23 protein-coding genes are annotated in these 24,324 nt (G+C 37.2%); 4 read left to right on the plus strand and 19 right to left on the minus strand.

Going from position 1 to position 24,324, the window contains the following annotated elements:
• Positions 1-4: 4 nt before the first annotated feature.
• From FC19_RS04980 to miaA, 3 genes are all read right to left on the minus strand, one after another.
• Positions 5-394 (minus strand): MerR family transcriptional regulator, encoded by a 390-nt coding sequence (locus FC19_RS04980; RefSeq protein WP_057875887.1) that lies wholly within the window; start codon positions 392-394, stop codon positions 5-7.
• A 90-nt stretch (positions 395-484) separates the two neighbouring features.
• Complete coding sequence (locus tag FC19_RS04985; RefSeq protein ID WP_057875888.1) at positions 485-1,747, minus strand: methionine gamma-lyase family protein; 1,263 nt, start codon at positions 1,745-1,747, stop codon at positions 485-487.
• Between the two features lie 6 nt (positions 1,748-1,753).
• Complete coding sequence (gene miaA, locus FC19_RS04990; protein ID WP_057875889.1) at positions 1,754-2,683, minus strand: tRNA (adenosine(37)-N6)-dimethylallyltransferase MiaA; 930 nt, start codon at positions 2,681-2,683, stop codon at positions 1,754-1,756.
• Positions 2,684-2,805: 122 nt separating this feature from the next.
• Between miaA and FC19_RS11320 the strand changes: the two genes are divergently transcribed.
• On the plus strand, positions 2,806-2,982 hold the full coding sequence (locus FC19_RS11320; RefSeq protein WP_083488359.1) for a DUF3042 family protein: 177 nt from the start codon (positions 2,806-2,808) through the stop codon (positions 2,980-2,982).
• Positions 2,983-3,067: 85 nt separating this feature from the next.
• On the opposite strand, the gene FC19_RS04995 is transcribed toward FC19_RS11320, so the two are convergent.
• The 7 genes from FC19_RS04995 to FC19_RS05025 all read right to left on the minus strand — a co-directional run bounded on the left by FC19_RS04995 (position 3,068) and on the right by FC19_RS05025 (position 8,399).
• Positions 3,068-3,478, minus strand: coding sequence for a rhodanese-like domain-containing protein (locus FC19_RS04995; protein ID WP_057875890.1), 411 nt, complete (start codon positions 3,476-3,478; stop codon positions 3,068-3,070).
• Positions 3,479-3,544: 66 nt separating this feature from the next.
• Positions 3,545-4,504, minus strand: a complete 960-nt coding sequence (locus tag FC19_RS05000) for an ROK family glucokinase (RefSeq protein ID WP_057875891.1) — start codon at positions 4,502-4,504, stop codon at positions 3,545-3,547.
• A 20-nt stretch (positions 4,505-4,524) separates the two neighbouring features.
• A complete protein-coding gene (locus tag FC19_RS05005; protein ID WP_057875892.1) occupies positions 4,525-4,737 on the minus strand; it encodes a YqgQ family protein in 213 nt (70 codons plus the stop codon).
• A 33-nt stretch (positions 4,738-4,770) separates the two neighbouring features.
• Entirely contained in the window at positions 4,771-5,430 is a 660-nt protein-coding gene (locus tag FC19_RS05010; RefSeq protein ID WP_057875893.1) for a rhomboid family intramembrane serine protease, read from the minus strand.
• 6 nt (positions 5,431-5,436) lie between these two features.
• The gene (locus tag FC19_RS05015; protein WP_057875894.1) at positions 5,437-5,991 is read right to left on the minus strand and encodes a 5-formyltetrahydrofolate cyclo-ligase; all 555 of its coding nucleotides are present in this window, start codon (positions 5,989-5,991) and stop codon (positions 5,437-5,439) included.
• A 54-nt stretch (positions 5,992-6,045) separates the two neighbouring features.
• Positions 6,046-6,195 (minus strand): 50S ribosomal protein L33, encoded by a 150-nt coding sequence (gene rpmG, locus FC19_RS05020; protein ID WP_057875895.1) that lies wholly within the window; start codon positions 6,193-6,195, stop codon positions 6,046-6,048.
• 140 nt (positions 6,196-6,335) lie between these two features.
• Positions 6,336-8,399, minus strand: a complete 2,064-nt coding sequence (locus FC19_RS05025) for a peptidoglycan D,D-transpeptidase FtsI family protein (RefSeq protein WP_057875896.1) — start codon at positions 8,397-8,399, stop codon at positions 6,336-6,338.
• A gap of 259 nt (positions 8,400-8,658) precedes the next feature.
• Between FC19_RS05025 and FC19_RS05030 the strand changes: the two genes are divergently transcribed.
• Positions 8,659-11,307 (plus strand): YfhO family protein, encoded by a 2,649-nt coding sequence (locus FC19_RS05030; protein ID WP_057875897.1) that lies wholly within the window; start codon positions 8,659-8,661, stop codon positions 11,305-11,307.
• A gap of 141 nt (positions 11,308-11,448) precedes the next feature.
• On the opposite strand, the gene FC19_RS05035 is transcribed toward FC19_RS05030, so the two are convergent.
• The 6 genes from FC19_RS05035 to rnz all read right to left on the minus strand — a co-directional run bounded on the left by FC19_RS05035 (position 11,449) and on the right by rnz (position 17,255).
• Complete coding sequence (locus FC19_RS05035; protein ID WP_187327538.1) at positions 11,449-12,111, minus strand: potassium channel family protein; 663 nt, start codon at positions 12,109-12,111, stop codon at positions 11,449-11,451.
• Between the two features lie 131 nt (positions 12,112-12,242).
• The gene (locus FC19_RS05040; RefSeq protein WP_057875899.1) at positions 12,243-12,761 is read right to left on the minus strand and encodes an adenine phosphoribosyltransferase; all 519 of its coding nucleotides are present in this window, start codon (positions 12,759-12,761) and stop codon (positions 12,243-12,245) included.
• Between the two features lie 13 nt (positions 12,762-12,774).
• A complete protein-coding gene (gene recJ, locus FC19_RS05045; RefSeq protein WP_057875900.1) occupies positions 12,775-15,093 on the minus strand; it encodes a single-stranded-DNA-specific exonuclease RecJ in 2,319 nt (772 codons plus the stop codon).
• 26 nt (positions 15,094-15,119) lie between these two features.
• Positions 15,120-15,467, minus strand: a complete 348-nt coding sequence (locus FC19_RS05050) for a lipopolysaccharide assembly protein LapA domain-containing protein (protein ID WP_057875901.1) — start codon at positions 15,465-15,467, stop codon at positions 15,120-15,122.
• 25 nt (positions 15,468-15,492) lie between these two features.
• On the minus strand, positions 15,493-16,302 hold the full coding sequence (locus FC19_RS05055; RefSeq protein ID WP_057875902.1) for an SDR family NAD(P)-dependent oxidoreductase: 810 nt from the start codon (positions 16,300-16,302) through the stop codon (positions 15,493-15,495).
• A gap of 14 nt (positions 16,303-16,316) precedes the next feature.
• Entirely contained in the window at positions 16,317-17,255 is a 939-nt protein-coding gene (gene rnz, locus FC19_RS05060) for a ribonuclease Z (protein WP_057875903.1), read from the minus strand.
• A 237-nt stretch (positions 17,256-17,492) separates the two neighbouring features.
• Between rnz and FC19_RS05065 the strand changes: the two genes are divergently transcribed.
• On the plus strand, positions 17,493-17,777 hold the full coding sequence (locus FC19_RS05065) for a hypothetical protein (protein WP_057875904.1): 285 nt from the start codon (positions 17,493-17,495) through the stop codon (positions 17,775-17,777).
• 109 nt (positions 17,778-17,886) lie between these two features.
• Here FC19_RS05065 and FC19_RS05070 read toward each other — a convergent pair whose 3' ends face one another.
• On the minus strand, positions 17,887-19,794 hold the full coding sequence (locus tag FC19_RS05070) for an acyltransferase family protein (RefSeq protein WP_057875905.1): 1,908 nt from the start codon (positions 19,792-19,794) through the stop codon (positions 17,887-17,889).
• A gap of 47 nt (positions 19,795-19,841) precedes the next feature.
• On the minus strand, positions 19,842-21,155 hold the full coding sequence (gene obgE / locus FC19_RS05075; protein WP_057875906.1) for a GTPase ObgE: 1,314 nt from the start codon (positions 21,153-21,155) through the stop codon (positions 19,842-19,844).
• A gap of 347 nt (positions 21,156-21,502) precedes the next feature.
• Between obgE and FC19_RS05080 the strand changes: the two genes are divergently transcribed.
• Positions 21,503-22,414 carry a cation diffusion facilitator family transporter gene (locus tag FC19_RS05080; protein WP_057875907.1) on the plus strand — a complete coding sequence of 304 codons (912 nt, stop codon included), beginning with the start codon at positions 21,503-21,505 and terminating at the stop codon, positions 22,412-22,414.
• Positions 22,415-22,427: 13 nt separating this feature from the next.
• Here the strand turns inward: FC19_RS05080 and uvrC are convergent, their stop codons facing one another.
• Positions 22,428-24,209 carry an excinuclease ABC subunit UvrC gene (gene uvrC / locus FC19_RS05085; RefSeq protein ID WP_057875908.1) on the minus strand — a complete coding sequence of 594 codons (1,782 nt, stop codon included), beginning with the start codon at positions 24,207-24,209 and terminating at the stop codon, positions 22,428-22,430.
• Between the last annotated feature and the right edge of the window lie 115 nt (positions 24,210-24,324).

Here is a 24,324-nt window from a genome sequence, read left to right on the forward strand (position 1 = left end):
GAATTTAGAAGTTCTTGTTATGTTTGAAAGAAAACTCATCATCTCGTGCCAAACCACTGACAGACATGAATTCATCCCGCAATATTTTGCGAACATCAGTATCAGTTAACGGTTTTTCCAACTGTGCTTTCTTTTGAGCTTTCTTCCGTGCTTCGTCATCATAAATATGTTTGATACCTGCCATGTTGATACCCTCGTCAAGGAAGTCTCTAATTTCCAGCAACCGATCAATATCATTCAAAGAATACATTCGTCGATTTCCTTCATTCCTTTTAGGTGTTACCAACTGCTGCTCTTCATAATATCTAATCTGTCTGGCCGAAAGATTTGTTAGCTTCATAACAGTTCCAATAGGCAAGACAGCAAGTGAGCGTCTGAGTTCCTTTTCTTTCATAACAACCCTCCTCTGAGCTACGACCCTATCATAGCAAGTCACAAATTGATTGTCAACATTCAATGTTACTTTTTCTTACATGATTTTCTTTTAAAAAAAAGTCTCTTCCACAGCGTTACTAATCGCTATCTTTACATGCGCATAAGTAAGTCCACCTTGGATATACAAAGTATATGGTGAGCGCATTGGGCCGTCAGAGGACAATTCAATCGTTGAACCCTCCGTAAAACTGCCAGATGCCATTATTTCTTTGTCTTCGTAGCCATCCATCTCGCTAGGAACAGGATCTACAAATGAGTTTACTGGTGAATAATGCTGAATGGCACTACAAAAATCAATCATAGCCTGTGGTGTCCCTAAATTAACTGTCTGGACTAAGTCAGTTCTTGGTTCGTTCCATTTAGGCGAAACAGTTAATCCCATCTTTTCTAACAAGGCACTTGTAAAAATAGCTCCCTTTATTGCGTCACCTGTTACACTGGGAGCAACAAAAAAGCCATGATACATGTCGCGGATATGCCCAATTGTTGCGCCTTCATTCTTACCAGCACCTGGAACATTAAGCCGATTGCCTACCTGCTTTATTAATTCTTTTTTTCCAACGATATACGCACCTGTTTTAGCTATCCCTGCTCCCGCATTCTTGTAAAGAGAGCCTGCCATCAAATCAGCACCAAATTCTGTTGGTTCTTGCATTTCCGAAAACTCACCATAGCAATTATCAATAAAGACAATTACATTAGGCAGTATTTCACGAATAAAGGAAATCATTTTTTTTATTTTCGCAACAGTAAAGCTTTTCCGAAGTGCATAGCCACGTGATCTTTGAATTGCAACAACCTTTATTTTTTTGTTTTTGCTTAGCTTTTTCCTTGCTGCCTCAAAATCAACTTCTCCATTGTTAAGCAATGGAGAATAATCAAAATCTATCTTGTAGTCTTTCATATTTCCCGACTCATTTCCAACAACACCTATCACCTGCTGAATTGTATCGTATGGCATTCCAGTTAGATAAAAAAGTGTATCTCCTGGCCGTAAAACACCAAACAAACTTGTTGTTATCGCATGCGTTCCCGAAATCAATTGTGGCCGAACAATCGCATCATCGGTATGAAAATAATCCGCATAAATAGCATCCAGTTTGTCGCGTCCTAAATCATCATATCCATATCCTGTAGAACCAGCAAAATCTTCTTCAGCAACACGGTGTTTTCTAAAACATTCCAAAACACGCATCTGATTATATCCAACCTGTTCATCTATTTCATTCAACTTTGACGAAATTTGTTTTTCAACAGCCACGACTTTCTGCCGTAATTCTTCTGGTAACTTCTCTTTCCAAGAAAATGTCATTAGTAATTACTCCTTATTTATCCATTTATCAATTTTTTTATCTATTTTTTGACTAGCTCTCTCGTCATTTAAAACATCAAACCAATTCACGTCCATTTTATTTCTAAACCACGTTAACTGACGTTTAGCATAATGTCTTGAATTTTTCTTGATTTCTTCAACTGCCTCTTCTAACTCTACTTTTCCATCAAAATAAGGATAAAGCTCTTTGTAGCCTATACCCCGGCCAGCAGGAAGCTGTTCTCCTCCTTTATCATATATCCAACGTGCTTCCTCAACTAGCCCAGCACTTAGCATTAAATCAACACGAGCATTTATTCTTTCATACAACAGTTTTCTCTCCGTTCTCAAACCTATGATCAAAGGACTAAACTCAGTGTTTGCTTGATCAGCTTGCTTTGAAAATAATTTACCTGTTTTTTCAAATACTTCTAAAGCCCGCACCACTCTTCTTTCATTATTTGGAGGGATTTTAGCCGCCGCTTCCGGGTCAATTTTGTCTAATTTCTCCCAAAGTTCCTTTTTACCATATTTATGTGCATAGTTATGCCATTTAGAACGCAACGTTAGTGTTCCATCGTAGGAGTCATCTCCCAAGTGAAAATTATCCAGCAGTGCCTGCAAATAAAAGCCTGTCCCTCCTACAATTATTGGAAGACGATCAGCATCTTGAATTTCCTTGATCTTTTTTCGACATTCTTTCACAAAATCAGCAACAGAAAAACGTTCCTCGATATTTCTAATATCAATCATATAATGCTTGATATTCTTCATTTCATCTTTTTTAATTTTTGCAGTACCAACGTCCAACTGACGATAAACCTGCATTGAATCACCTGAGATAATACTACCAGAGAATTTCTTCGCCACATCAATCGAAAGAGCTGTTTTTCCGACTGCTGTCGGACCTACGATAAGAAGTATTCTTTTTCCCACTGTATCAAGCTCCTTTATAGATTTATTTTTTTTAGAGTATTTAATTTAGTACATAAAACTGGATATTTGTCTTCAAATCATTCATAATGTGCAGTGTAGTCTTAGGTTGAGGAGGTTAACTTATGAAAAACTTTGCTAAAGGAATTTTTGTCGGTGTTGCAGCTACTGTTGGTGTCACAGCAGGTTGTTTCTATGCTTTTAAAAAAACTGTTGTCGATCCTGTTGAAGAAAAAGAAGCTATGATCGATGAACACCGCCGTCGTGCAATTCGCAAGCGTCATTCAGCACACCAATATTAAAGGTCGTTTCTCTAAATTATCTAGTATCGAACAAAAATGCGAACTATTTGCCATTGCAAATAACTCGCATTTTTTTCAAATTAAATTACTTACTTTTTTTAACGCGACCATTCCAGCGCTCAAAACCTGACTTCAAAATATAAATATCCTTGTAGCCATCCTTATGTAATTTAATCGCTATCCTTGTGCTTAAAGATTTACCTTGGTCATATAAATAAACGGGCATGTCTTTCCGAATAGAATTTTTCATGACCCGAAACTGACCAAACGGAACATTTCTGGCCCCCATAATATGACCAGCATTGAAACTGTCCTTTTCGCGCAAATCAATTAATTGCCCCCGATGCATTCCTTTCTGGAACTCATCATTCTCAACTATTTTAGCAACCCGTCGGCCTTTCTGCCATAAATACAGCTGATTGCCAACGATAGCTAGCAAGATCACTAATAATACAACATCGATAATTCCCCAAACCGATATTTTTTGTAAAATCATCGTCTATATCTTCCTCTCAAATAAAATAATCAACTCTGTTGTTTAATAACACTTCTCACAAAAACACTATTCCAAAGATAGTGCCAACGAAGCAGCGCCAACTACCCCTGCCTCATTTCCAAGTTGGGCTAAACGCAATTGCGTTGTTTCACGAACTGATGGAAATGCATACTTTCTAAAGTTACTTTCTACGTTGTTCAATAAAAAATCTCCAGCTGCTGAAACACCACCGCCAATAACGATAAAGGAAGGATTCAGTAAATTGCCGATGTTAGCACATGCCACTCCTAAATAATGGCATACTCTTTCAATAACCATTTTAGCTAAGATGTCACTTTTTTTTGCCAAATCAAAGACAATTTTTGCGGTAATTTCCTGACCGTCATCTAATTGTTTCTTCAATTGCGAGTTGCCTGCAAACTCCTCAGCCATATCACGTGCAACCCTGACAACTCCCGTAGCGGAAGCATATGTTTCAAGACAACCACGGTTTCCACAAGTACATAAATATCCGTTTGGTTCAACGTTCATATGTCCGACTTCCCCAGCAGCCCCATCTCCGTGAACTAAGGTTCCATTTGAAACAATTCCACCACCAACCCCAGTTCCCAAGGTGATGAAGGCAACGTCAGCATCATTTTCACCGGCACCTTTCCAGCGCTCACCTAAAGCTGCCACATTTGCATCATTGTCAATTGTAAATTTGATCCCTGTTTCCTGTTCGATCACTTTCTTTAATTCTTGGACACTCTTCCAATTTAAATTATATGCTCCTGTAACCGTTCCTTTTTTACGGTCCACTGTACCAGGTGAACCCATTCCAATACCGATAAACTGTTTAGGCTCCATTTTGTACAACCTCAAGTGATGCTTGATTGAAGTTACAATATCAGGCACGATGTGTGCCCCTTCATCTAGAATATTAGTTTCAATACTCCATTTTTGCTGAATTTCTCCTTCTTTAGTTAAGATAGCAAACTTAATCGTTGTTCCACCAAGATCAACACCAATTATTTTTTTTTCCATAATATAATATCCCTCCGTCGTCATTTGCGATTTCGTTCTTTTTTCTCTTCAAACCTATGTTCACGCGATAGAACCAGCTTAGCCGCTATAAACGTTTGATTATCAATCACACCTGCCTTGTGCAAATGATCTAGCTCAAGCGCCATTAATTCTATATCCCACAAACGTTTCCCAACATAGACAAACACTCCAAATTTTTTTAGCAATTGCTGTACATCATAAAGTTCTTTCATGGAAACATCTCCCATCAATTATAATGGATATTTCTACAATTTAAAACCCATCGTTAATAATAAGCCGCTGACAAAAATAATTGTCAATAAACTCACAATTCGCTTTACTGCGGGTATTTTACCGATCATGGGCACTCCTACAATATATGCTGCTAAAAAGCCTGCACAAAGACCCCCAAGATGTCCAGCTAAATCAACATTACCAGAAAATCCAAAAATAACATTCAAAATCACGAGTAGGAGAAATTGTCTTGACATCGCCCGAATATATGGGTTTTCCCTAAAAGATTCACCTAACATTAAAAATGCTCCAAAAAGTCCAAATAGAGCAGTGCTTGCGCCAGCAGAAAGTGCTGTTGGATTGAAGGTAAAACTTGCAATGTTTCCACCTATCCCACTAATTAAGTAGATTGTCAAAAAGCGTCCACTACCAAAAAAATTTTCGATTTGAGTACCAATAAAATATAGGGTTATCATATTAAGCAAAATATGCTCGAAACCAATATGGATAAACATTGGTGTAATAAAGCGCCACCACTGTCCTTCAAGAATCAGATTGTTTACTTTAGCTCCAAAGGCTACTAGAACAGAGATATTCTCGCTCCCACCCAAAAGAGTCATTAGTAAAAAAACGATTACATTAATAACAATTAAACCATACGTAATATATGGTTTGTGTGTCCAAGAACCCATCCAATCTCACCTTTCTACTGTCACGATTTTATCTATTTGTTGGTCAGTCTTCTCCAGTCTCCATGTTCGGTCCTCATATAATCTCAGAGGATCTGCTAGAGAAACCGTTGTTCCCTTAAAATCTGATAAATAGCGATCGTAGTAGCCGCCGCCAAACCCTACTCTGTCACCCATAAGAGAAAAAGCTATGCCGGGAACGATCATTAAATCAATTTCTTTTTTTTGAATCAGGTTAATATTTTCCCGTGGTTCATAGATTCCAAAATCATTTTTTCTGATAACAGTTCTACTCTCCAACTTGAAAAAGTCCATCTGATACTGATCGCGTGTACGTGGCACACACACTTTCTTAGACTGTAACCTTGCTTGTAAAATAATTGGCTTTGTATCAATCTCATTATCTGAACTGAGTGTCACACCAACAACTTGAGCCGTTTTCCATATCGAATCTGCAAAAAGCGACTCATATAACTTTATTTCATTTATTGAATTTGTCCATGTTTTATTATTTTTTGAGATCTTATTTAATTGTGCATGTCTAATTGCTTCTTTAGTTTCCACTCGGTTAAAACTCCCTTATCTATAACAAAAAACAACAGGAGAAAAATCCTGTTGCTACTTTGTTTCACGATGCAATGTTACTTTGTTATCACGAGGACAGAACTTCTTGAGTTCTAAGCGATCTGGATTGTTACGCTTATTCTTGCTTGATAGATATGTCCGTTCATGACATTCAGTACATTCTAATGTAATGTGTACACGCATTTTCTCAAACCTCCAAACTACACTCATTCAATAAAGCTTTTAAGCCTTTAACGGTAATATCATATCATTTTTTTGTACGCGATGCTAGACCTTTTTAGAATTTGTTAAGGAAAAAGACTTGACAGTCCATTCAAGTTATCTTAATCCAACCCATCGCTTGATTGAACATATTTCCAAAATGCAGAATAAATCGATGATACCGTTTGTGTATTAATATGACTAGTAGTACTATCTGCCATCCCAGGAAAAACTAAAGCAACTGCAACCTGTGGGTTCTTAGTAGGTGCATAAGAAACTGCACTTAATGTTTCCGTTGGTGTTTCTCCATGATAAGTTTGAGCTGTACCTGTTTTGGCGGCAACTGCAGGTTTTACACCTGACAGCGTTCCACCAGTTCTGTAAGTGCTAGAACCATGAACTACGCGCCATAGTCCTGTCTTAACAACACCCCATTGGTTTTGACTGGCACTGACAACGTTTAATACATTGGGTGAAAATTCAGCCTTAGTTTGCCCCAATGTCCCATCTTTATTCGTCCCGTGGATAGATTGAAGTACATGAGGTTGAAGTCTGTAACCACCATTAGCAATTGTTGAGATATATTGTGCAAGCTGAATAGTCGTGTAAGAATCATAGTTCCCAAAAGAAAGGTCAAGTGCCTTACCTATATTAGACTGAGTCGATGGGCCCTCATATCCCGTCGATTCACCTGGAATATCAATTCCCGTTTTCACACCCAAACCAAACTGATTAAAGAAACCACGCAGTTTGCTGAAAATCGAGGTCGACATGCTTAAAGCTGAACCAGAGCTGTACTTGAAGCCCCCTTCTTTCATCGCCAATTGCATCATATACGAGTTAGAAGAAACCATCAACGCATTTGAAGCGGTCAAAGACATGTTATTTGAACCTGAACTATTGAACCAAGAAGATTTTGTAGCGGTTCCTTGCAATTTAATAGGTTCATCAACTAATGTACTATCTTCCGGAGAGATAACGCCTGACATCAAACCACCCATGACCGTAGCACCTTTGACAACAGAACCCATAACAAATGATTGATTGATTGCGCCAAGCGCATTCTCGGAAACTTTCCCAGTTTCCAGATTGCGACTTACCCCGGCCAATGCATATATTCCTCCAGTATTCGGATTCATTACTACCGCATAGGCTCCTGGCAGGTATGGATTTGCACTGCCAACACTTTCGACAGCACTTTTCATTATATCTTGAACCTTCTGCTGGAATGCAGCATTAATAGTTAACACTACATTGTCACCTTTTTTACCGCCATAAGTTTTAATTTCACGTGTTATTTTGTTATTTTGAGTTTCAAGAGTCGTAACTGATTTAGTTCCCTTTAAGACATTCTCGTATTGAGATTCAATATAACTCGATCCTACGCTGTCATCGCGTGAATAACCTTGTGCAAGCAAGCTATTAATCTGGTCACTTGGCAGTCCTTGTTTTTCACTAGTAACTGTCCCAATAACACTTTTAACCGATTCTCCATTCGGATAGCTACGCGACCAGCTAGTCCCAACCTTAATCCCAGGCATTGATGCAAGGTTTTCTCCGACTCGCGACATCTCAGTATCTGTAACTCCACTATATTTGATATAGACCGTTGACAAAGAATATGCTCCACTCATCTTCGAATATACAACGGCTGCTTCTTTCTGTTTTAAACTCATGTTCTCTGTCAGTTTATTTTTCTTGACATAAGCAACTGAAGCACTATAAAGTTCACTATCACTCAATTTTTTATACCCAGCAATCCTTTTCTCAACATCTTTTAGATGTTGTGGAACTACAAGATAGTAGTCTGCCTTGTTGGAAGCCGTTAAAGTGTTGGTATCAATACTGGTATATTTTACCAAATCATTCGCAATATTATACATTTGCAGTGAGGTCACACTTAATGGCTTGGTATAAGTAATTGCTCGAGATGCATTATTGGCAACCAGCGCTTTACCAGTAGAATCATAAATCATGCCCCGTTGCACGTTTTTAGTCTCAGTCTGTGTATCAGTACTGCTTACCTCTGATTCAAACTTTGTTCCATTAATAATCTGCAAATACGCCAATTGTGCAATCAATGCAGCAAAAAGAAGGAAGACCACAAAAAAAAGAAAATTTAAACGAAATGGAATTTGCGATTTACCTTGTTTATTTTTTCTAGTTGTTTTCTTTAAAAACTTCACCGTTCGTACCCCTTACTGTGACTATGAATTCATTAACAAATCCTAACTTATGTATATTTAGTTAGAATGTACTAAATAACTTTGAACAAGAGAGTCAGCCCTTAACAGCTCAAGTTATATCCTACCATAAACGATTATAAATTGAAGGTTTAATCATGTAAAATTTAATAAAACTTATGTGCTTGTGCTAAACTTTACATACAATCTATATTAAAGTTAGGTGTATAAGATAAAATAATTTTTATTAGGAGCTATATTTATGAGAACAAAATCTGATAGTTTTTTGAAAAAGAATCGTGCTTTAATATGCAGCTTCTTTTTGCCCGTTATTATCATGTTGGGATATTTTATTTTTCGTCAAATGTATCCTTTTGGAAAAAGCAGCCTACTCACGGTTGATCTGGGCCAGCAGTATATCGATTTTTTTGCGTTTTTCCGAAGAACACTTCTGCATGATCCCAGCAACTTCTTTTATTCTTTCTCCAAAGCTCTTGGGGGTGGCATGTTGGGTGAGTGGGCCTATTACTTGATGAGTCCCTTTAACTTGCTTCTTCTTTTCTTTCCTGGCAAAACCCTTACTGCTGGCATCATGTTTATAACACTTGCTAAATATGGATGTGCGGGATTATCTTTTGCATTCCTTTTGAAAAAAACAAAAATGCAACAGGGAGCTGCTTTGCCACTTTTCTCAACTAGCTATGCTCTCATGGGCTGGTTCATCGCAAATCAGCTCAATCTCCTCTGGTTAGATGCAGCAATCTTTCTCCCGCTTATTATTTATTGTTTAATACAGCTTACTGTGAAGGGAAAGAGCATCGCTTATATTCTAATGCTTGGTCTGATGTTGATCGATAATTATTATATGGGTTATATGATTTGCTTGTTTTTGTTGCTTTTCTTTTGCTGGCATGAAACTGTCAGTTATCAAAATGCAAAAACTTTTTTTACCCATCTGTGGCTCTTTATACTACATTCATTATCTGCAATCTGTCTTGCTGCAGTTATCTTGATACCAACCTTTTTTTCCCTGCTGGACAGCAAAGGGCAGTACACCCAAGAATCAATTAGTTTCAAATTTGAATATCAGCCATTAAAAATGCTCTCGAAATTTATTATTGGTTCATTCAACTTCGAACAAATGCCCTCAGGCTATCCTAATCTTTTTGTTGGATCACTAGCATTGATTGGTTTTCTGACATATTTTATAAATAATAGATTTAAACTTAAGGAACGTTTTGTAGCTTTCGTTATAACAGCATTTTTATTTTTGTCCTTATGCTTCGAGCCACTTGATCTGCTCTGGCATGGTTTCCAGTTTCCGGTCTGGTATCCTTATCGATTTTCTTTCATTGTTAGCTTCTGGATGATCTATCTCGCCGCAAGATCTTTTAAAAAGATGGAACTTCCTCAAACTTGGAAAATTGGACTTGCAGCTTTTATTTATGCTGGAATAATCTGGTATGTTTTAGACAATATCAAGAAATTCAGCTATATCTCAAAGGAGAATCTTTCTTTTACAGCCCTATTTGCTGCGCTGACACTAATTGTTTTAGGTGCTTTTGCTCATCCAAATACCAAATATTCTAAGTTAATTCCTTATCTCCTTTTGTTTCTTTCAGTGATCGAAGTCAGTGCAAATGCTGTTTATTCATTAAATAATCTCAGTTATTTAACTCAGTCAGAATATAGTCAGCCTGCTTCATCTTTAAGTAAAAACAGTAAAACACTGAGCACACGAGATCAATCATTATATCGCACAGGCCAAGTATATAGTCGCACCAAAAATGATGGCCTAGCAAATGGTTTGAATAGCGGATCTTACTTTAGTTCAGCTCTTGAAAAGTCAATCCCTGATTTCTATGGTATGTTAGGCAGCCCTGATGGAGATAACTACGTTACATACTCCAATGGAACCATTATTTCTGATGCTCTTTTAAATATGAAATATTTTATATCTGCTAAAGATGAAAGCGAAGTCTCTGGTAAACAGCCACTTACTTCACTAACAGAAAAACCTGATTTGAAAACTTATACACCTGTTTCAACCAATAATCTGACCAAAATTTATCGCAACCCTAATGCTATCAGCTTAGGATATGTTGCTAATAAGAAATTGAAGACATTGAAAGAATTCTATGATAATCCTATCAATTATCAAACTCAATGGCTATCAGATATCACTAATACATCCACAAATGTAAAATATTTCAATGCTGTTGATTTTAACGAGGTTGTTTTTCAGAATGTAAATCAGCAAGTAAATCTCACTGATGCTACATTACGTAGAAATGATCTTTCAAAAGATGCACAAGTTGTTTTCAAATTTACACCTAAGACTAATGATTCATATTATTTGACGCTTGGTTCTTCCTTGGATTCAGACAATGTCACTCTCTTTCTTAATAATGAACCACTTAAACAATATGGAACTTTCCGGCACACTGTCATCGTAAATATTGCCAATCATTCAAAAAACAACGAAATTATTTTAACTGCCAAATTCAAGAAGCCTTCACTTTGGCTTAATAATTTTGTTCTGTATCGTTTAAACAACAGATTGGTCAAACAACAACTGACTCAGATCAAAAAACAGCAGGTGAAGCTCAACCATGCATCTCAACGTTCCCTTTCAGGAGAAGTGAAGGTCTCCGGTCACAATCAAATTTTCGCATCAACAATTCCTTACAGCAAAGGGTGGCATGTTAAATTAAATGGTAAAAAGGTTCAGACGTATAAAGTTCAAGGTACCTTTCTCGGCTTTGATCTTCCGCAGGGAAAGAATAAAATACAATTAAGTTACTGGCCACCTTATTTCGGCACTGGACTATTGATAACTTTGCTGACTCTGGTCCTAATCCTTTTGCCATCCTGTTTAAAGCTTAAAAAAAGAATTTCCAAACGTCGGTAATCCACATTGAACCATAAATATTTTTGGAACGTAATGTTTGTTTAGAAAAATTACCCAACTACCAAAACATGTTGTACAAATACTTAAAAAAATAGGAGCTGAGCCCAAATCACGTTTGGGGGCTGCTCCTATTTTTATTACTCATTGCTCCATCAATTTATCAAAATTTTCAACATCTTTTTTTCGGCCAACAACAAGCAAACTATCACCTAATTCAAGTGCCATCGAAGCTTGAGGTGCTATTTCAACCTTTTTTTCGCGTCGGATGGCAATTACATTTAATGAGTATTTACTGCGGAAATTAAGCGACTCAAGTGATTTATCTGCAAATTTTCGACTCGTCACACGAATTTCAGCAACTTTAATATCAGAAGAAAGATCTAGGTAATCTAACATGTTCTTTGAAATCAAGTTTCGACCAATACGAACGCCCATGTCTCGCTCAGGATGGACAACTTTATCAACTCCTAATTTAGTCAAAACACGTGCATGATATTCATTCTGAGCTTTGGCTGTAACATACTTCACACCAAGTTCCTTTACCATCAATGTTACTAAAATGCTAGCTTGGATGTCTTCCCCAATCGCAATCACAACATGATCAAAATTACGGATCCCTAACTCTTTTAGTGTATTCTCATCTTGAGCATCAGCAATAACAGCTTGTGTTGCAATATTCTTGTAGTCGTTAATTCGCGTTTCGTCTTTATCGATCACTAAAACTTCTGCTCCTGCAGATGCCAAAGTTTCACAAATACTTCCGCCAAATCTGCCTAGACCAATAATTGCAAAATTTTGTTTTATCATCGCTATCAACTCCTTAATTTAAATCCATAGCTTTTTTTATAATATTCTTTTTTCAAAAATTGATAAATACAATAAAGAAGGTCAAAACAAAGAAATTTGTTTTGACCTTCTTTTTTGGACTGCCCGATTTAATAATGCATTAAGGTCAACACATCATAATCTTTTATTTTTTCGTGTCCTTTTAGCGCATCCAATTCAATTATAAATGCACATCCAACAACAATTCCGCCCAATTGTTCAACCAAATCAATAGTAGCTCCAATTGTGCCACCTGTAGCTAGCAAATCATCAGTTACCAAAACATGCTGCCCTGGTTTAACAGCATCTTTATGCATATAAAGTTCTGCTGTTCCATATTCTAAAGTGTAAGTTGCTTTTACTGTTTCACGAGGCAACTTCCCCTTTTTACGTGCCGGAGCAAAACCTACACCAAGTTCATAGGCCACTGGACAGCCCACAATGAATCCACGTGCCTCAGGCCCTACAATCATTTGAACGCCCTTATCACGTGCAAACTGTACAATTTGCGCTGTTGCTTGCTTATAAGCTTCACCATTAGCCATCAAAGGGGAGATATCCCGGAAAATAATCCCTTTTTCTGGATAGTCCGGTATACTGGACACATATTTTGTCAAATCTAATGCCATTAAGAACGCTCCTTTAGTTTTCAACTGTCATATGCTGAAGAACCCATCTTTTCAACTCCTCAGTTCTACTTGTCAGTAGTACACTTTCGGCCTCAATCAATTGTTGCCTAGAGTGATAGGTGGGTGCTTCTTTTAAATCAATAACTTGATCTGTGATATATCCCGTCATTAATCCATTATCCATTTTAACAAATCCAACTTCAAAAAACACCTGTAACATGAAAATCAACAGATCCTTTTTTAACTTCAAATACGTCGCTAATTGTGGTAATTTTTTCTTTATATCGATTTTCTGATGTGACATAACAAAACGATAAACTTTTGCAAAATCGTGTCTTGTTGGCATACCCTCTAAGTAAGCAGACTGGTATGGATAAAAAATCATTGTTATTTTCGTTACTGAAACTTTTTCTAACAAAGCTGCAAGCAAACTAAGTGAAGGCGGACAATCAACCAAAATTAAATTTGTTGTTTCAAACTTATCCATTGCACAATTTTCACCGATCAGCGTTCTTGCTGATACAGGGAGATAATCTTGCAATTGATGATATAATTTCTCGTTAAAAAAAACATAAGTGCCGTTATTTGTAAACATCGTTTTTTGCAATTTCTTTGTTCGTTTGTCAATCAACGAAAAAGCTTGACCATGATATGCAAAGTCAGATATTAAAATTTGTGGCTTGACTCTTCCATTCCACACATTCTGGCTCAACTGACCCACAAACTTCAAAGGAGTGCTGTCAGAAACAATTGCTTTTCCCTTCTCACCCACCGAGAAAGCAAGTGCATCTATCTTCTTGTCCTTCTGACCGATTGAAAGTTTTAAATGATCTCTTTTTTTCCCTATTAGCTTTGCTTCATAAATTTTATAATCAGTGAAAGCAAAGATTGGTTTAGAATTTCCATTACCATAAGGTGCCAATAATTTTAAATCATTGATCAACTTTTCATCAATATCATTGAATGATAACTCTGCTGCTATCTGCAGGCTTGGTTTTTCAACTTTATCTAAGTCTTGCTTCTGGGCTTCTTGATCAAGAGCATTCTGAAACTCATCAAGCTTATCCAATGAAATAGTTAGCCCGCAAGCCATATGATGTCCGCCAAAGTTTTGCATTAGTTCTTTATGATTGTCTAAAGCTTTAAACATCTGAAATTTTTCAACGGATCTGCCTGATCCCTTGGCTTCTTTCGCAGAAGCACTTAAAACAATTGAGGGTCTCCCAGTTTTCTGAACTAAATGGCTAGCTACAATTCCTAGAATTCCTTCATGCCAATCTCTTTTACAAACGACATTAACAAGATGCTTATCTTGTTTTTCTAATATGTCAAGAGCTTCAATTGTTGTCATTTCAACCAACCGCTGACGTTTCTGATTCAACTGTTGGACTTCTTGTGCTATTTCTTGTGCAATTTTATTATCCAAAGTTGTTAACAACTTAACCCCAAGCGATGCTGTTTTTAAACGCCCTAATGAATTGAGGCGCGGGGCTATCGCAAAACCAATATTTTCTTCATTTATCATTGACTGCGTCAAACCCGCTACTTTAAATAGCGCTTCAAGTCCTGGACGCTGAGTATTCTGCAACATATTCAAGCCAAATGTGACCAGTGCCCTATTCTCCGCAACTAGGGGCACTAAATCGGCAACTGTGCCAATTGCAACTAAATCTAACATTTCAGAAGGAAGCTCATCAAGTAAAGCACATGCTAATTTAAAAGCGACCCCGACACCAGCTAGCTGTCCAAAAGGATAGTTCTGACCAGGATACCTAGGATGAACAATTGCATAGGCTTCCGGTAACTTCTGTGGTAATTCATGATGATCAGTGATGATAACATCAACGTTGTGAGTGTTCGCGTATTGGACTGCGTCAAACCCTGAAACTCCATTGTCAACAGTTAAAATCAATTCCGTTCCATCTTTAATCAGCTGCTTATAAACACTTTTGTTTGGGCCATAACCATCCTTAAAACGATCGGGAATGTAATATTTTACCTTTGCCCCAAGCTGCTCCAATGCCTCATAAATCAATGTTGTGCTTGTAATGCCATCCGCATCATAATCCCCATAGACAACAATCTGCTGTCCATGTACGATAGCTTTTTGAATTCTTTCAACGGCCTTTTGCATGTCGTGCATTAGAAAAGGATCATTTAGATCTGTAACATCTGGACTTAAAAAGTGTTTTATCTGATCTGCGCTCTTAAAACCCTCGGACGTTAAAAGCTGAACAACTAAAGGGTTCAAATTCATTTTCTCAGATATTTCTTTTACGTCATCTCCAAAATCAGTTGATGAAAATCTCCAAGCATACTGTGCCTCAAACAAAAAATCAACTCCTACTTACTGCCTGACTAATCCGTTTGTGTTTTTTTTGTACTACGTTCATTCATTTTACGCTGATATTCTGCGGTAACTTTCGCTAGTTCTTCTTCATAGCGTTTTTTTTCATTATTTTTTATTTCGGCATTTTTTCTGCGGCTCTCTTTAAGCTCGGACTTCAAACGCAAAGTTGTTACTGTTGACATTAAAACTGTTATAAGAACACCCAGTAGAACCGATACAATGAGGACTAAGACTAGAGGTAAACTAAATTTCCAAAAGCCAAAACTAATTTCAATTGATTGTGTATTGAGCAAAGCAAAAATAACGATTAATAAAGCAACCACTAAGGCAGTCAAAAGACGTCCTTGATTTTTCATATTGAACTCCCCCTCTATTTTAAATTTATTTTTTATTAAATAAATTTTCTGCTAAGTAATCTCCCATCCAAGGACATAATTGATAGAAATGATGCATAACTTGAAACACGTAAGGTAAATTTAATTCTCGACGTGATGTCCCGATCGTCTTCACAACTTTTTCTGCCGTCTCTTCAGGATCCAAGACAAACAAGCCGACGTTTTCAAGATAATGTCCACTTTTATCAGCTATATTAAAGAAATCTGTCTTGATAGGTCCTGGATTAACTGTTAAAACACTTATCCCTAATGCTCTTAGTTCTAAACGCAAAGCATTTGAGTATCCTAAAACTGCTGCTTTTGTAGCAGAATAAACCGCTGACTTAGGAGTCGCTATTTTACCAGCAACAGAAGCAACATTAACAATTGCACCTCTCTTTCGGCCCGCCATTTTCAGCGCAGTATACTTAGTCATATACATCAAGCCCAAAACATTTACTCTGAACATTTTCTCGGCAACATCCATATCAAAGTCAAGTGCATTTTCCATTAAACCAAATCCTGCATCATTAACCAAGACATCTATTGGTCCTAACTCGCTTTCAACTCGTTTAACGACCTGTTCGATCTGATTTGGCTGTGCAATATCGAGTTTCAAAGCCATTGAAAGCCTTCCTGACAGTTCCTGACATCTTTGACTAACAACTTCTAAGCGATCTACTCGCCGTGCGCACACCACAACAATAGCGCCTCTTTTAGCCAATTGGTATGCAATTTGCTCGCCCAATCCTGAAGAAGCCCCTGTCACAAGTGCAATCCGATTTCGTAAGTCTTTCAGATCCTTATAATTCTTCATTTGGTTTTGTCCTCCTATTTCTTTGAAAAGGGAATTTTAAAAACATCAAAATCATTTGCTAATTTAGTGTTTTTAAAAATCTTTCTTGCATCTTTTTCAAGCAAACGTGCTTTCTGACCAACGTAACGTGCAGATATATGTGTCAAAATAAGCTTTTTAACATCACATTTTCTTGCAATTTGAGCTGCTTGGACGCATGTAGAATGGTAATAACTATAAGCAAGCTGCGCCTCATCTTTCGCAAAAGTACTTTCATGCACCAAAACATTTGCATCTTGGGCCAATAATGCGATATTACCAGTTTGACGTGTGTCGCCTAAAATTGCAATAGTTCGTCCTTTTTTGGGGGCTCCTAAATAGTCTTGTCCTCTAATAATACGTCCATCTTCAAGTGTAACAGTTTTGCCTGCCTTTAATTGTCCATACAAGGGCCCAGCTGGAACATGGTCAGCTTGCAAACGAGCAACCATTAATTCTCCTGGGTAATCCTTTTCCTCGATTCGAAAGCCAAAACACTCAATACGATGGTCTAAATGTCTAGCAATTACACGAAAACGTTCATCATCAAAAATAACTTTTTCTTGATCCAAAACAACATAGTTTATTTTATAAGACAACTTAGTTTGTGAAACCCGCAAAGCCGTCTGCACAAAATCTTGTACACCTCTTGGAGCATATATTGTTAATGACTCATTTTTTTGAGCCCCTTGGAAGGAACGGCTACTCAAAAAACCGGGTAATCCAAAGATATGATCCCCATGCAAGTGTGTGATAAAAATACGACTAATTTTGCGTGGACGAATCGTGGTCCTTAAAATCTGATGCTGTGTCCCTTCACCAACATCAAAAAGCCAAACTTCATTGATTTCTTCGAGTAATTTTAATGCAATTCCTGTTACATTACGCGTTTTTGCTGGAGAGCCAGCACCTGTTCCTAAAAATTCTAATTCCATACCCTATTCCAATCCATTAGTCATGATTTAATCTAAACTCTAAACAATGACTATTTTTTAATTAAATTACCAAATTAGCATAACCTATTTTGTGATTCATCCATACCATAGATTATACTCTATTCAAAAATATACGCTAATCTTCAACAAAATTTCCAATCAGCTTGTTTGATTTCTTGCCGAATATTATAATATCATCATAAATCAGTAGCAGACAACCCTCAAGGAGTCTTATAAATGCGCACGATGGATTTTAAACTTTCACTTGCAGATCTAAAAAATCATCTTCAAGTATTTTTCGAGTCACAAAACAAGATGCTCCCGATCATTTCAATTCAAAAAACTGCTCAAGACATTATTCTTGTTTCAGCTACAGCTGGTAAACCCTTAACCCTTGGTTATCTGAAAGAATCGCTTGCCAGCTTACCAGATGACCATTTAAAAATAAGTGTTTCTTGCGGCAGTCAAAAAGCATTAGTCTTTGGTTACAGACTAACCCAGACACAAATTCTTTTTTCATAAAAATTTTTTTGTCTAATTAAATAGAAAAGGCCAGCAATTATTAACGAATTGCTCAGCCCTTTCAAATAAAAATTATGTGTATCACTTTATGTTCCTTAGAACACTGCTCTTATTTCAGGATACTTTTAGCAATATATGTGCTGTAATAGTTTAACCCGTATTCATTTGGATGCACATTATCATCATAAAACCAATCTGCATGATCTTTGCTATAAGTATACCAATCAATAATTTTTAAATTAGGATATTCTTTTGAAGCTGAACTCAGCGACTCATTGACTTGATCCTGCCAACGACGTGTCGGAACATGTGTATTTATCCAATAAACTTTTCTTCTGCTGCCGACAATGTCCATGATTGATTTCAGCTGCTCATGTGTAAAAGGACCATTTGTTCCAATACTTAGCAGCACTGAATCCGCTAATTTACCGCTATTCGCTAATCCTTGAAGTACCGCAATTGCATCAGACATTTGGCGACCAACTTTAGCATCAATGTACATCTGAGGAAAGATATCCTGCAATTTTACAGAACCATCAGCCAACACCGAGTCCCCTACCGCCGTAATATTCAAAGATTGTGCTTTTTTCTTCATTGTTTCGCTTAAACTGCCATTGGTCGAGACCTTACTCCCGACACTCTCTTTGTACTCAACCTTTTTCTGGGCTTGAGAAGAACTTTCTTTACTCTGCGCATGAGCTTTTTTGTTTGTTTTCAAGCTGTCTTTTTTATTATTTTCCGCGACTTTTTGTTCATTCTTCTGAAGAGTATTCTGTAACTTTTGAGTGCCTGACACAGCTCTTGCGCCTGGTTGTTGTATCACACCTAACAATGCAAGAAAAACAATTATCAATGCACCCGTACCCCAAAACCTCTTCCAGCCATAGTGTGAATTTTTTTTGAAGAACTCCAATAAAGCTTCTCGTGTATACGCATAATTAAAGTGCTGCAATGGTCGCTCAATATAGGTGTATGAAAAATGGCTAACAGCTACTATAATTATAATTTCAAATAATGCATGCATCCATGGATGAGCTGCAATATTGGTAACACGTGCTTCGTAAAAAACCATTACCGGGTATTGATACAAATATATTCCGTAACTTCTCTTCCCTAACCAAGAAAAGAAACGGTTGGTCATTAGGTCATTCATATTCGCGCCTGGATGAGCAACGGTTGCTACTAAAATTACTGAAAGCAAGGAGAAGAAAAACATTCCTCCATGATATGTCAACCCGCTTTCGCCAGACATGTTAAAAAACATCCATACAATCAATATCAGCGAGATAATACCTGCGAGATTCAGAGTATGTTTTGCAATACTTGGCAATTTTTTCTTCAAAGATGTGCTAGGCCACAAAATCGATAGTGCCGCACCCAACAAAATTGAAAACATTCGCGTATCTGTTCCGTAATAAACTCTAGAGGGGTCCTGACCTTCCTTATAGAGTAATGCCATTAAAATTGCTGAGACAAAAGCACCAACAAAGATAACGTCAAAAATAGGCTGTTTTCTTCGAACAACAACCCATAAGAACGTTAACAATAGTGGCCAAAACAAATAAAACTGACCTTCAATCGAAAGAGACCATAAATGTGTGAATGGAGACTGGGGACCAAATCTGTCAAAATAGGACTCACGGTGAATAACCTGAAACCAATTATAAACATAGACAAAATTTGTAATCATGATCTGTCGAATATTGGTCAGTAACTCCCGCTGAAACAATGTTATATAAGCAACTGTTACCAAGACCATTGTCACTAGTCCTGGATAAAGTCTCTTTACTCGCCGTTTATAAAACGCTAAAATATCGATTCGTCCATTCTGCTGCATTTCTTGATTTAATAAATCTGTAATCAAATAACCTGACAAAACAAAGAAAATAGGGACTCCCAAATAGCCTCCTTGAATATTATAAGGCATCAAATGATATAAGATTACCCCTACCACAGCTAAAGTTCGAATACCGTCAAAACCGTCAATATAACGGCGTTTTTTAAATTTTCTGTCCATCCCTTAATCAACCTCAAAGTTTAAAAACATTTTGGATACCATCGTACTTATTCAACAAATTCAAAGGTAAACTTATTAATTCTTACAAGGTCACCCTGCTTGGCACCTTTCTGCCGCAAAGCTTCATCGACGCCCATGCCTCGAAGCTGCCGTGCAAACCGCATAACACTTTCATCATGATCCAAATTTGTCATTTTAAATAACTTTTCAATTTTTTCGCCACTTAGTACCCACGTTGCATCGGGATCACGCGTAATTTGGAAAGATTCTCCATTATTCTCTGAATAAACATATTCAGCAACCTCTTCTTGCTTCTGCTGTTCGCGTTCAGCAAGTGTTGGAAATGTGGGTGTTTTATCAAGGAGCTCAGCTGTTTTAAGAAGTAGTTTCTTCAGCCCGATATGTGTAACAGATGAGATTTCAATTATTTCTGGATTTTCTTTTAGCGTGTGATCATTTTTCATTGCTTTTTTAAATTCTTTTAATTTATCCTGCGAGTCTGGTAAATCCATCTTACTTGCAACGATGATTTGTGGTCTTTCTAATAAAGTATTGTCATAATTAAGCAATTCCTCGCTTATCTTGAGGAAATCATTATATGGATCTCTGCCGTCTGTGCCACTCATATCAATCACGTGTAAAATGACCCTTGTCCGTTCGACATGACGCAAAAATTGAATTCCCAAACCTACACCTTGGGATGCTCCCTCGATCAAGCCCGGCAGATCAGCCATAACAAAATCACGCCCATCTTCTAATCGTACCATTCCCAAGTTTGGGACTAAGGTCGTAAAATGATATTCCGCAATTTTCGGTTTAGCACTAGTCACAGCGGCAAGCAAAGTTGATTTACCAACAGATGGAAATCCAACTAATCCAACATCTGCCAACACTTTTAGTTCAAGTTTTAAAACACGTTCAATTCCTGGTTCACCATTTTCTGCAATTTCAGGTGCTGGATTTCGGGGGTTTGCAAAATGAATGTTGCCACGCCCACCACGGCCGCCACGAGCAACTACTAGTTCATCGCCATTATGTAGCAAGTCACCTAAGACTTCCCCAGTTTCAGCGTCGGTCACCGTTGTTCCTTCAGGTACAGAAACGTACAGATCTCCAGCACCTCTTCCATACATTCCTTTAATCATACCTTTTCCGCCGCTCTTGGCTTTAAAGTGACGATGATACCTAAAATCCATCAAAGTATGCAGGCCTTCATCAACCTTCAGTACAATACTTCCGCCTTTTCCACCATCACCGCCGGCCGGTCCGCCATTCGGAACATACTTTTCTCTTCTAAAAGCAACCATTCCGTCGCCACCATCTCCGGCTTTAACATTTATTTTTACCTGATCTACAAACAATTAAACAACTCACCTTTCTATAGATGGGGGACTTGATAAAAAATTATCATTCTCATTCTCATTAACTTTAAAAATTAAACTTCTTTATTTTTCAGCAATTAATGCTAAACTGCCTTGCACAACTATAACAGTTTTCAAGTGTTCGGTCAAAATTTGCATATTAACACAAATTTACTTTAATTTTTTTCACAAATGATGTACTAGTGTTTGCTTTGAGCCAAAATTATTCTATAATCGATTATGTGATACCAAAACATATTATAATAAAGTTTGTGTCGCATTTTCGTTTGAACAGCAAAAGTTTTTTTAATTTTCTATACAAAATATTATTAAGGAGCCTTTTGACTATGCAACAGCGCTATCAAAACTTAAAAATTGCTCAAAAGGGCGTAATTATAAGCCTCATTGCTTATATTACACTATCATTTTTGAAGATCACTATTGGTCAAATAAGCCACTCAGAAGTCCTATTAGCTGATGGGTCTGGAAACGTAACAGATATTTTTTCGTCATGTGCAGTTATGATTGGCTTGCGTCTAGCTCAACAGCCTCCTGATCAAAATCATCAATACGGACACTGGCGTGCTGAAACATTGGCAACTTTAATCACTTCCTTTATCATGCTGTTGGTTGCTCTCAGTGTACTCTATTCATCTGTCAACGACATTGTATTTGGTCAGAAAGAAATTCCTGATATTTACGCTCTTTTCGTTGGATTGTTTAGTGGCTGTGTTATGTTTGGTGTATATCTACACAATTCTTATTTGGCGAAAAAAATCAACTCTGCCTCACTGCTTGCAATCGCAAAGGATACTCGGAACGATGCTTTAACCAGTTTTGCAACATCGATTACGATCGTCGGGGCAAACTTTAAAATGCCTTGGTTAGATGGTGTCGCCGCCTTGCTTATCGGCCTAACCATTTTAAAGACTGCTTACAACATTTTTTCCGACAGTGCTTTTTCACTATCAGATGGTTTTGATGATGATCTTCTTGCTAAATATACAAATGCTGTTAGCAAGATTTCTGGAGTCGAATTGGTTCACAATATCCAAGGACGTTCGTATGGTGCGAATATTTTTGTAGATATTATTATCTGGGTTGATCCACAGATGTCCGTTCGCGAAAGTCACCATATCACTGAGAAAATTGAAAGTTTGCTGCGTCGCAAATATGGTGTTCTTGATACAGATGTCCACGTAGAGCCTTGGGATGTCGACTATGAACCTGTCCGTCCCAACGAATTAAATAGTCATTAACTGTGTTTCACAGCTAATGACTATTTTTTTTTAGACTAATTTTGATAGTTTGTGCCACTTTTTTTGAAATTCCTGCTTCCTGAATATCATTCACAGTAGCTGTCTCAATTTTTTTCATCGATCCAAATTTGCGCAGCAATTTGACGCGCGATTTCGGTCCTACCCCTGGAATCAGATCTAATCTTGAAGCCAAAGAATTTTTTGAGTGTGTCTTGCGGTGAAATGTTATAACAAAACGATGGACTTCATCCTGAATTCTTTGCAACAAATAAAATCCTTCACTTTTTGGATCAAGCTGAACTTTCATAAACTTATCATTCATCAGATCAGCAGTTTTATGATGTTCATTTTTGACCATTCCTGCTACAGGTATCTTTTGACCCAATTCATTTTCAAGTACATCCCTGGCAGCCTCAATTTGAATTTCAGCACCATCCATCAAAATCAGATCTGGCAGCTGAGCATGTTCTTTCAACAGACGTGTATAACGTCTTCTAATTACCTCACGTGTGCTTGCAGCCTCATCTGCATGTTTAACAGTTCGCAGCTTATACTTGCGATACTCATTTTTCTCTGGACGACCATCTATAAAACAAACCATGGCAGAAACAATGTCTGCCCCCTGAATGTGCGAATGATCAAAAGCTTCGACCCGATGCCCATTAGGGAGCCCTAAAGCTTCTGTTATTTCATCCATCGCACCGGTTGTCTTTCGATCATCCAATTCAAGTAACCTGAATTTTTCTTCCAGTATTAAACGTGCATTTTTCTCAGCAAGGTTTAGGAGCTCCTTTTTCTGCCCTCGATATGGAGTTCTAACTGGTCGATTCAAAATATCTGCTAGAACATCCTTATTCAAAGTTTCGGGGGCCAAAATCTCCTTAGGCATAACGTTATTTTTTCTATTATAAAATTGCAAAATAAATGACTCTAATTCTGCCTCTGGAGTATCAATACAAGGGAAAATTCTTTTCTCTCGCTTTATCAGTCTCGCCTGCCGTATAAAGAAGACTTGAATAGATATCCATCCTTTGTCCATATAAAAATTGAACAAATCGCGCGGTGTATTATCATTCGAAATAATTTGCTGCTTTTCGACTGTAATTTCAATGTACCGAATTTGATCTCTTATTTCAGCAGCTCTTTCAAAATCCAAACTTGTAGAGGCTTGTTTCATTTTATTTGTTAATGTCTGCTTAATTCTGCCAACATTTCCATTCAAAAAAGATTTTATCTTTTTGATTTGTTCATTGTAATCTTTCATCGGCACTTCTTTGAAACAAGCTCCTAAACACTGCCCCATATGATAATATAAACAAGGGCGCTTTTGATATCCATTACAACGCCGCAGTGGATAAACCTTTTGCAGAAGCTGCATTGTTTCTTCCGCAGCATAAACATTTGGATAAGGTCCAAAATAATAACCACCATCTTTTTTTACTCGGCTAACAATTTTTATAATTGGATCTTTTTCATTAGTTATTTTTATATATGGATAACCTGTTCCACGTTTCAATTTAATATTATAATAAGGCTTGTGCTTCTGAATAAGTGTTATTTCAAGCAGAAAGGCTTCTTTATCAGTTGAGGTTATGATTGTTTCAAAATCTCTTATCTCAGAAACCAGTTTCGCGGTTTTCCCCTCATGAGCACTTTTAAAATAAGAACGCACCCTATTTTTTAGATTCTTCGCTTTCCCAACGTAAATAATCTGACTATTAATATCCTTCATCACATAGCAACCTGGCAGATCGGGCAATAATTTCAACTTTTTTTCAATATGCTTTGTTGCCACTTTAGAACCATCCTTTCACTGTGTAATTACTTTCATATTATATTACAAGCACCTTTAACTTTATAGAATGAAACAAAACTTTTCAATAAAAAAGCAATATTTTCAAAAAACGAAA

The sequence above is a fragment of the Liquorilactobacillus aquaticus DSM 21051 genome, assembly GCF_001436755.1.
GTDB lineage: Bacteria > Bacillota > Bacilli > Lactobacillales > Lactobacillaceae > Liquorilactobacillus > Liquorilactobacillus aquaticus.

Bases quoted from the DNA above. Each gene is read 5' to 3' on its own strand.
- FC19_RS05010 (WP_057875893.1), bottom strand. From the start codon at position 5,430: ATGGGTTCTTGGACACACAAACCATATATTACGTATGGTTTAATTGTT.
- FC19_RS05070 (WP_057875905.1), bottom strand. From the start codon at position 19,794: ATGGACAGAAAATTTAAAAAACGCCGTTATATTGACGGTTTTGACGGT.
- FC19_RS05080 (WP_057875907.1), top strand. From the start codon at position 21,503: ATGCAACAGCGCTATCAAAACTTAAAAATTGCTCAAAAGGGCGTAATT.
- FC19_RS05005 (WP_057875892.1), bottom strand. From the start codon at position 4,737: ATGAAAGAACTTTATGATGTACAGCAATTGCTAAAAAAATTTGGAGTG.
- FC19_RS05055 (WP_057875902.1), bottom strand. From the start codon at position 16,302: ATGAAGAATTATAAGGATCTGAAAGACTTACGAAATCGGATTGCACTT.
- FC19_RS04980 (WP_057875887.1), bottom strand. From the start codon at position 394: ATGAAAGAAAAGGAACTCAGACGCTCACTTGCTGTCTTGCCTATTGGA.
- FC19_RS04995 (WP_057875890.1), bottom strand. From the start codon at position 3,478: ATGATTTTACAAAAAATATCGGTTTGGGGAATTATCGATGTTGTATTA.
- rpmG (WP_057875895.1), bottom strand. From the start codon at position 6,195: ATGCGTGTACACATTACATTAGAATGTACTGAATGTCATGAACGGACA.
- FC19_RS11320 (WP_083488359.1), top strand. From the start codon at position 2,806: ATGAAAAACTTTGCTAAAGGAATTTTTGTCGGTGTTGCAGCTACTGTT.
- FC19_RS05040 (WP_057875899.1), bottom strand. From the start codon at position 12,761: ATGGCATTAGATTTGACAAAATATGTGTCCAGTATACCGGACTATCCA.
- rnz (WP_057875903.1), bottom strand. From the start codon at position 17,255: ATGGAATTAGAATTTTTAGGAACAGGTGCTGGCTCTCCAGCAAAAACG.
- FC19_RS05050 (WP_057875901.1), bottom strand. From the start codon at position 15,467: ATGAAAAATCAAGGACGTCTTTTGACTGCCTTAGTGGTTGCTTTATTA.
- FC19_RS05030 (WP_057875897.1), top strand. From the start codon at position 8,659: ATGAGAACAAAATCTGATAGTTTTTTGAAAAAGAATCGTGCTTTAATA.
- FC19_RS04985 (WP_057875888.1), bottom strand. From the start codon at position 1,747: ATGACATTTTCTTGGAAAGAGAAGTTACCAGAAGAATTACGGCAGAAA.
- FC19_RS05065 (WP_057875904.1), top strand. From the start codon at position 17,493: ATGCGCACGATGGATTTTAAACTTTCACTTGCAGATCTAAAAAATCAT.
- FC19_RS05000 (WP_057875891.1), bottom strand. From the start codon at position 4,504: ATGGAAAAAAAAATAATTGGTGTTGATCTTGGTGGAACAACGATTAAG.